General features: G+C 34.9%; 10 protein-coding genes. 9 read left to right on the forward strand and 1 reads right to left on the reverse strand.

Annotated elements, in window-relative coordinates; genetic code table 11:
• Window positions 1–232 (forward strand): helix-turn-helix domain-containing protein (locus AC1DND_RS12950; RefSeq protein WP_477582140.1); only part of this gene is annotated, 232 nt, incomplete at its 5' end.
• Between the two features lie 21 nt (window positions 233–253).
• Here the strand turns inward: AC1DND_RS12950 and AC1DND_RS12955 are convergent.
• Window positions 254–1,270 (reverse strand): LacI family DNA-binding transcriptional regulator, encoded by a 1,017-nt coding sequence (locus AC1DND_RS12955; RefSeq protein WP_215128868.1) that lies wholly within the window; start codon window positions 1,268–1,270, stop codon window positions 254–256.
• A gap of 567 nt (window positions 1,271–1,837) precedes the next feature.
• Here AC1DND_RS12955 and AC1DND_RS12960 point away from each other — a divergent pair.
• From AC1DND_RS12960 to AC1DND_RS12995, 8 genes are all read left to right on the forward strand, one after another.
• On the forward strand, window positions 1,838–2,932 hold the full coding sequence (locus AC1DND_RS12960) for an MBL fold metallo-hydrolase (RefSeq protein ID WP_477582142.1): 1,095 nt from the start codon (window positions 1,838–1,840) through the stop codon (window positions 2,930–2,932).
• Between the two features lie 52 nt (window positions 2,933–2,984).
• Window positions 2,985–3,347 carry a hypothetical protein gene (locus AC1DND_RS12965; RefSeq protein WP_477582144.1) on the forward strand — a complete coding sequence of 121 codons (363 nt, stop codon included), beginning with the start codon at window positions 2,985–2,987 and terminating at the stop codon, window positions 3,345–3,347.
• Window positions 3,348–3,400: 53 nt separating this feature from the next.
• Window positions 3,401–4,183, forward strand: coding sequence for a hypothetical protein (locus AC1DND_RS12970; protein WP_477582146.1), 783 nt, complete (start codon window positions 3,401–3,403; stop codon window positions 4,181–4,183).
• Window positions 4,183–5,112 (forward strand): tRNA (adenosine(37)-N6)-dimethylallyltransferase MiaA, encoded by a 930-nt coding sequence (miaA, locus tag AC1DND_RS12975; protein WP_477582147.1) that lies wholly within the window; start codon window positions 4,183–4,185, stop codon window positions 5,110–5,112. Before AC1DND_RS12970 ends, miaA begins: the two co-directional genes overlap by 1 nt.
• 117 nt (window positions 5,113–5,229) lie before the next feature.
• Window positions 5,230–5,748, forward strand: a complete 519-nt coding sequence (locus AC1DND_RS12980; protein WP_477582149.1) for a hypothetical protein — start codon at window positions 5,230–5,232, stop codon at window positions 5,746–5,748.
• A 149-nt stretch (window positions 5,749–5,897) separates the two neighbouring features.
• Window positions 5,898–6,449 (forward strand): hypothetical protein, encoded by a 552-nt coding sequence (locus AC1DND_RS12985; protein ID WP_477582150.1) that lies wholly within the window; start codon window positions 5,898–5,900, stop codon window positions 6,447–6,449.
• A gap of 95 nt (window positions 6,450–6,544) precedes the next feature.
• Window positions 6,545–7,075 carry a DUF3347 domain-containing protein gene (locus AC1DND_RS12990; RefSeq protein WP_477582152.1) on the forward strand — a complete coding sequence of 177 codons (531 nt, stop codon included), beginning with the start codon at window positions 6,545–6,547 and terminating at the stop codon, window positions 7,073–7,075.
• Between the two features lie 133 nt (window positions 7,076–7,208).
• A partial coding sequence (locus tag AC1DND_RS12995) for a citrate/2-methylcitrate synthase (RefSeq protein ID WP_477582153.1) occupies window positions 7,209–8,006 on the forward strand: 798 nt, incomplete at its 3' end.

Raw genomic sequence — 8,006 nt, forward strand, 5'->3', positions numbered from 1 at the left:
GGCTGGGATTAATGACTATAAACTTAAAAGAGGATTTAAAGAACTTACCGGCTATACAGTGTTTGGCTATTTATATAAAATCAGGATGGAAAAGGCGCACTATTTTCTATCCAAGGAAAAGAAAACGGTGAATGAAGTTGCCTTCCTTGTAGGTTATAAAAATGCACAACATTTTATCACTGCTTTTAAAAAACAGTTTAATGTTTTACCTGGAAGTTTAAACAAAAACTAGAAATTTAGCGCAAACGTTTGTTTATTCTTTTACCTCGTTTACAATCAAATCAGACTCTACAATGGTGTTGTAGTAGGCTTGGTTCTCAGAATTAGGGCTATGAATAAGATCTAACAAAATATTAGCTGCTTTTTGTCCTTGTAAATAGGGGTATTGTTCAACTGAAGCTACCGGCGAATTATCCAAATAGCTGATAATGGGCAGATTTGCATAACTCACTACGTCAAAATCATTAATTACATTCAGCTTTTTAAAATACTTAATCAGGAAAAGTGCTACATAATCGTTAAAGGCCACAATTGCTGTAGGTTTACGCTTATGATTTAAAAATTGATTGGCAGCATCGATAGTACCTTCCTCAGTTAAATCACAGTTTACCACTAAAGATGGATCAAATTTTAAGCGGTTAAAAGTAATCGCCTGCATATAGCCATCTTTACGTTCCTCACTTGCGTACAATGTACTTGGCCCATTAATCATCCCAATACTTCTATGTCCTTTTTTCAAAAGATAGTTCACCGCTTTAATTGTTGCACTTTCTAAGCTACACGCTACATAATGCACGTTTTTAAAAGGAGGTATCCGGTCAAAAAATACGACAGGTATATTGAATGAATTGAGCTTCTCGAAATGATCAAACTTTGAAGTGTCTTTACTGATGGATACCAATAAACCATCTACCCGTTGATTTTTCATTTTTTCAACGAGCTTTACTTCCTGATCGTAATTATCGTGCGACTGCGCAAAAATAACTGTATAGTTTTTCTTAATGGCTTCATCTTCAATTGCAGAAATAGCAATAGAGAAAAAGTGTTCGGATAGCTCAGGTAAAATTACGCCAATAGTATATGTTTTCCCTTTTTGAAAAAGAATTGCCGCATTATTAGGCTCATAGTTTAGAGATTTCGCCAACTGCTTAATTTTCTCCCTGGTTACTGCTCCAATGCTCGGATGATCGTGCAATCCCCTGGAAACACTGGATGGAGAAATGTTTAAGATTCTGGCTATCTCTTTGATGGTTGTTGGTTTCGACTGCATTCTGAGTGCTAAACTACATTAAATTTCTTCAATATGTAATAATACAAAATTAATCAAACGTTTGCGTTGTTTTTTTTTCTCATTTCTTTCCTCTGCTATATAAATATCAATACTTTCGGAAAAGCTAAAAGCTATACGTTCTAAAAAATAATAATAGAAAAATTATAAATAGAATGCAATTTTAGCCCTTTAAAAAAAGAAATTGATATACAATCATAAATTACACCCCAATGATTAACAATAGTACCCCTCAATTTGGAGGGGTATTTAAACAAAAAAGACGAGAAGTGTTCGTACCACTCCTCGCCAAATCGGATTATTTTCCTGCAAGCAGGCACAAAAGTTATCTAAGCTATATGTTTAACCCTTATTCAAAGGTATAAAATTTATGCTTGTTATAAATAAAGTAGTGCCTTATTCTAATTATTTTAAAGCTTTTACAGCAATACTTCAATAAGTTGAGGTATTGCTATTTAAACGCTTAAGAAGTAATCCATACGTCATATAACTCACTCAGGCTTCTTTTTTAAAATCATATTCCTACTTTGGTTTTATTAATTTTAAAAAATGATAGCTGTATACATTTTACTTTTTATCTTAATCGCGTTCTTCATTATAACGAACCTTCCTGTTTTTGGCCGTTTACCCAAGGGATTACGATTGGAAAAAATCCACCATTTGGCTAACTATCGTGATGGTGCATTGCAAAATCAGTCGATAACATTAATGCAGCCTGAAGGTGTTAGTTTTTTTAAAGTTTTAAATGCATTTCTTTTCGAAAAACATCCTAATAAGGCTCCAGATAAAGCACTTCATTTTATTTCACCTAACCTAAATGGAAGCCCTAAAAGCGGCGCTCCTGAAATTATATGGTTTGGACATTCATCATACCTCATCAAAGTAGAGGGCTTAAGAATTCTGGTTGATCCTGTTTTTAGCAAAACCCCATCTCCGTTTTCATTTATTGGGAGTAAGGCTTTTTTAGGTACAGATGTTGTGAAAGCGGAAGAATTTAAGAATATTGATATCCTGCTCATCACACATGATCATTACGATCACCTTGATTATAATAGCATTTTAAAAATTGCACCACAAGTTAAAACGATTGTGAGTTCGTTGGGAGTTGGAGAACATTTAGAAAAATGGGGAATTAAAACTGATAAGATCAATGAATTGTGCTGGAACGAATCGCTCACATTATTTAGTAGCCTGAAGTTAACAGCCGTTCCGGCAAGGCATTTTACGGGGAGAAAGTTTAAAAGAAATCAAACGCTTTGGTCGGCTTTTGTATTGAAAACTGAGAACTACCAGCTATTCTTGGGTGGCGACTCTGGTTACGATACACACTTTGCTAAAATAGGCGAGGAGTTCGGTCCTTTCGATTTAGCCTTGCTCGAGTGCGGACAGTACAATGCTTATTGGCCATACATCCATATGTTTCCTGAAGAAACAGTGCAGGCAGCAATCGATTTAAAAGCAAAAGTTTTGATGCCGGTACATTGGGGCAAATTCAGCTTAGCCATGCACCCATGGAATGAGCCTATAAAAAGAGTGGTTTTAGCTGCAGCAACAAAGCAGCTTCCTTTGGTTACTCCAAAATTGGGTGAAACAATAATTTTAAATGAATATTTACCGACTGAAAACTGGTGGCTTGAAGAATAAAAACTAAACAATAATTGTACTATGGTGTTTAATTCTAAAATCAAATACAATTATGAAAACTGATCTTGTTGAAATTTTCCAGACCATTAGAGCTGGATTACAGCCATACGCCACCCGTGGATATACGGTGCACGAAAATTCGGAGAACGGCTATGATCTTTACAGTGAAAAAAACATTGAATTAAACGGTGAAAAAGTGACCGAACGATTTTTTACAGGTGTTTATATTAATGGGAATGCTGTAGAAGTTAAAATCAATACAGATGAATTTTCTACTACAAATCATAATTTAAGCGATTTTGGTAAAAACAAAGCGGGTTTTAAAATTTCAGCACTTGATGATTCTAAATTAAAAGAAGTTGAAACGCTGGTAGAAATTATCCATACTAACTTTAAAGAAAAAGAATGGATTTAACAATCTGATGGTTAAATTTGCAGTAGATAATTTTTCTAAAAACCTTCTACTGATTGAATAATTTAACTTCTGACGTTATCTGGCATCATCAATTAAGCTTAGCACTTGCTAATAACAAAATTGGGTGCCTTCTTTTTTTAGAACATGAATTTCGATTATTACGGACTGATCCTCAATTGATCATTCATCTGGTAAGTTTAAACAATAAATTTACTCCACAACACCTCATTGGGCTGCAGGAAAAGTATCGCCAGGAAGGCATTAAACTCATTCATCTTTGGGAAGATCTGTGGCAATCAAGACCAGATCAGGTTTTAGCGAGAATAAAATCTTTGCTGGGTAAAAATATCCGTATTCACGGTAGAAAAACCAAAGTATTCAAAATTACTAAACCCGTTGCCGATTCTTTTTTAATTGAAAATCACTTGCAGGGCTCAGTAAGCAGTCGTTATAAAATTGGTTTATTCGAAAAAGAAGCGCTTGTAGCGGTTGCTACTTTTTCGGCACTACGTAAAATGAACCATACCGAAAATTATAAATCAGCAGAATTGATCAGGTTTGCCGTTAAAGCTGGCTATTCTGTTACTGGAGGGCTTAGCAAGTTGATTGCTTTTTTCGCTGAAACGTATAAATCTAATGACCTCATGACTTATGCAGATCGTGACTGGTCGGCAGGAGAAGCCTATATTAAATTGGGTTTTAAGCAAACGGCAATTTTGGATCCGCAGACTTATGTTCTGGATAAAGATCTAAATCGTCAGCTAAAAAAGGATATTCAGGGTTTTACAACAGAAGTGTTTAATACAGGAAGTTTAAAGTTTATCCTCAAATTTTAATGGATCAGCATAATCTCATCATCATTTTAGGTGCAACGGCATCGGGCAAAACGAAACTTGCTGTAAGTGTTGCTGATGCGTTAAATGGCGAAATTATTAGTGCCGATAGCCGTCAGATATTTAAACGGATGGATATTGGTACTGGTAAAGATTTGCCAGAATATCATATTAACGGCAAAACAATTCCTCATCATTTAATCGATATTTTAGAACCTGGTGAACGTTATCATGTAGATGCCTTTAAAAACGATTTCTACAAGGCCTTTGAATCTATAACAGGAAAAGACAAAATTCCCATTCTCTGTGGCGGAACAGGAATGTATATCCACAGCCTTTTGCAAAACCAAACTTTTACCGCAATTCCCGTAAATCAACAATTACGAGATCAATTAAATTTATTATCGAAAGAAGCGTTGATTTCAAAATTACAAAGTGATAATAGCCAGAATATTGATCATGTTGACTTATCCTCAAAAAAGAGGTTGATCCGGGCATTAGAAATATCCCATTACCTCCAATACAATCAACTAGAAGTTGTCGATAGACCAGTGCTCAAACCCATTATTTTTGGATTGAAGAATGAAGTAGAAATAACCAGAGCTAAAATTCTAACAAGACTGAACGAAAGATTTGAAGCAGGCTTAATTGAAGAAGTAGCGCAATTGCTTAAAGAAGGTATTAGTAAAGAAATTCTGGTTTTTTATGGGTTGGAATATAAATTCATTGTGAATTACCTGGATGACTTATTCACATTTGATGAACTGAAACTAAAACTTGGCATCGCCATTTGCCAATATGCTAAACGGCAAAATACCTTTTTCAGGAAAATGGAAAAGGACAATGTTGAGGTTATTTGGTTCGATGCATCAGCACCTACAAACCTGTTACAACAGTTGGTAATTGAAAAAGTTTCACTTAATGAAAATTAACTTTTATTGGTCATCTTAATGTTGGTTTATGGCCTAAATAGTATTAAAAAAGCCATTCTGGCACAACCTTTGTATTCGTTGCAGCATATTAGTTTAACTCAAAAACAATATCTTAAAATGAAAACAATTACTAAAATCATTGCTACTTCAGCAGCTGTCGTGGCTTTATTCTTTACTACAAATGCTAATGCGCAATCTTCTCAAAAATTAGGAATAGGTATTTTTGGTGGTATACCAACAAGCGATGCATATAGCGTGGCGCTTGGTGCAGATTTACGTTATCAGTTTGATATCGATAAACAATTATCGATTCCTGTTACTGCTGGTTATACCCGTTTCTTAGGTAAAGAAATTGGCAATACTGGTGTAGATATTCCGGATTTTGGATACATTCCTGTAAAAGCTGGTGTTAAATATTTCTTTAATGAATCAGGTTCTGGTATTTATGGTTTAGCAGAGCTTGGTGCTGGTTTCGGTACAAACGAAGGTAGCGGAACATCATTTGTGTATTCACCAGCTCTGGGTTATGCATGGAGTAACGGTTTAGATTTAGGCGTAAAATACGAAGGCTTAGCTAGAGATGGTAGCAGTACTGGTTATGTTGGCCTACGTTTAGCATACGGATTTAGCCTGTAAGCTAAACACAAATAGCATTGAAAGCCTCCTTTTTAAGGAGGCTTTTTTTATTTCATAACATTCTGAAAAAAATGAAAATTTGAAAATCCACCTCAGGTATTTTAACGTATATAAACTAAACCCTTAATTAATAACCTAAAATATCTAAAATGAAAACAGTTACTAAACTTTTTGCAACGACATTAACGGCCCTTGCAATATTAACCACATCAAATCTAAAGGCACAAACTATGGGTTCTACTGAACGAATGACACCAGGAAGCGGTATGGCTTTTAAAATTGGCGTAGGCGTAAATGGTGGATTATTTCCAGATAAGTCTGAAATGGATTATGGTTATGGTGCAGATGTAAGACTTCAATATGATCTGAGTCCTTATGTGGCCCTTACCGCTTCAGGTGGTTATACCAGATTAAAATGGAAGGGAAGCCCGCTAAAATTCGAATTCATCCCTTTATTAGGTGGCGTTAGAGTGTTTCCGATCGAGAGAATGTATTTAAGTACTGAGCTAGGTTCAGGTTTGGCCATAAAAGATGGTGCTAACATGAACTTTATTTATACAGGCGGTCTAGGCTATGAGTGGAAAAATGGTTTAGATCTGGGTATCAAATACGAAGGTTATGTAAACAATAGCGCTTCTGATCTCTATTTCATGAAAACCGGTCAATTTAACCTGAGATTAGGATATAATTTCAAATTATAATTAGAACATCATTTAATTTAAAGTCCCGATGAAAATCGGGACTTTTTTATTTATTTACCATTTTAATTGCTATTTTGAGCCGAAAACCAAATACAATGAAAAGAATATTCGGATTAGTAATACTTACCGCTTTAATGGCCTGTAACCAGGCTGAAAAAAAATCTACAGAAACTAAAGATTCAACAAAAACAGATTCAGCATCGGTTAAAAATGAGGTTTCTATAAAAGACAGGCAGAAATCTGAAATCTTTAACCAATATGTAGATTTAAAAAATGCGTTGGTAAAATCAGATTCAGCAAACGCACAAAAATCTGCAGCGCTTTTACAAACGAGTTTGGCTGCTTATAAAGGTTGTGAGCCTACTGCAGCTGTTGCGGGCAAAATCGCGGCAAGCAATAATCTCGTTTCACAAAGAAAAGATTTCACGGTTTTAAGCGCTGATTTAATTGCATTATTAAAGAATGCGGAAATAGAAAAAGGCACAATTTATGTTCAGCATTGCCCAATGGCGAATAAAGGAGATGGAGGTGACTGGTTATCAACCGAAAAGGAAATTAAAAATCCTTATTACGGCAAAGAAATGCTGGAGTGTGGGAGAGTTGCCGAAGAAATCAAAGCAAAATAAGATTTCAGATCCTGTTTAATTAAGCACGATTGTTACGTCATTTTGACTAATTATTCATATTAATTTAACAGATTTGTTATGCATGTATATTAATTTTATATAATTTAGAAAGCTATAAACACAATACAATAATATGTCAGATATTGCAGAGATCAAAGTTGATGGTAAGACAGTAGAATTGCCAGTAATTACAGGAACAGAAGATGAAAAGGCCATTGATATTTCAAAATTAAGAGATCTAACAGGTTTTGTTACTTTAGATACTGGTTTTAAAAACACTGGTTCTACAAAGAGTAAAATCACTTTTTTAGATGGTGAAAAAGGCATTTTAAAATATAGAGGTTATTCGATTGAAGAGCTTGCCGCAAAATCGAGTTTTTTAGAGGTTATTTATCTGATCATTTATGGAGATCTGCCAACACAAAAACAACTTGAAGATCTACAGGCTGACATAAGCAAGCATACTTTGATCCATGAGGACATGAAGAAATTTTTTGATGGTTACCCATCAAGATCTCATCCAATGGGTCAATTAGGTTCCCTGATTTTCTCATTGTCTACATTCTATCCTGAGTGCTTAAAGCCAAATCAAACTGCAGAAGAACAAGATTTAACCATTATCAAACTTTTGGCTAAATTCCCAACCATTGTTTCTTTCGTTTATAAAAAATCATTAGGTCATCCGCTTATTTATCCTAAAAATAAATACGATTATGTTACCAATTTCCTTTGGATGACATTTGGACAACGTACAGAGGATTATGATGTAAATCCGATTGTGGTTAATGCGATGAATAAATTGCTTATTCTGCATGCAGATCACGAGCAAAACTGTTCAGCATCTACCGTTCGTATCGTAGGTTCATCTGATTGTAATTTATATGCTTCAATTGCTGCTGGTATTGCTGCACTTTGGGGCCCACTACATGGT

The organism is Pedobacter sp. 01N416, assembly GCF_056399685.1.

Excerpts from the sequence above, each read along its gene's own strand:
- AC1DND_RS12955 (WP_215128868.1), bottom strand. The coding sequence starts at position 1,270 with ATGCAGTCGAAACCAACAACCATCAAAGAGATAGCCAGAATCTTAAAC.
- AC1DND_RS12960 (WP_477582142.1), top strand. The coding sequence starts at position 1,838 with ATGATAGCTGTATACATTTTACTTTTTATCTTAATCGCGTTCTTCATT.
- AC1DND_RS12965 (WP_477582144.1), top strand. The coding sequence starts at position 2,985 with ATGAAAACTGATCTTGTTGAAATTTTCCAGACCATTAGAGCTGGATTA.
- miaA (WP_477582147.1), top strand. The coding sequence starts at position 4,183 with ATGGATCAGCATAATCTCATCATCATTTTAGGTGCAACGGCATCGGGC.
- AC1DND_RS12980 (WP_477582149.1), top strand. The coding sequence starts at position 5,230 with ATGAAAACAATTACTAAAATCATTGCTACTTCAGCAGCTGTCGTGGCT.
- AC1DND_RS12985 (WP_477582150.1), top strand. The coding sequence starts at position 5,898 with ATGAAAACAGTTACTAAACTTTTTGCAACGACATTAACGGCCCTTGCA.
- AC1DND_RS12990 (WP_477582152.1), top strand. The coding sequence starts at position 6,545 with ATGAAAAGAATATTCGGATTAGTAATACTTACCGCTTTAATGGCCTGT.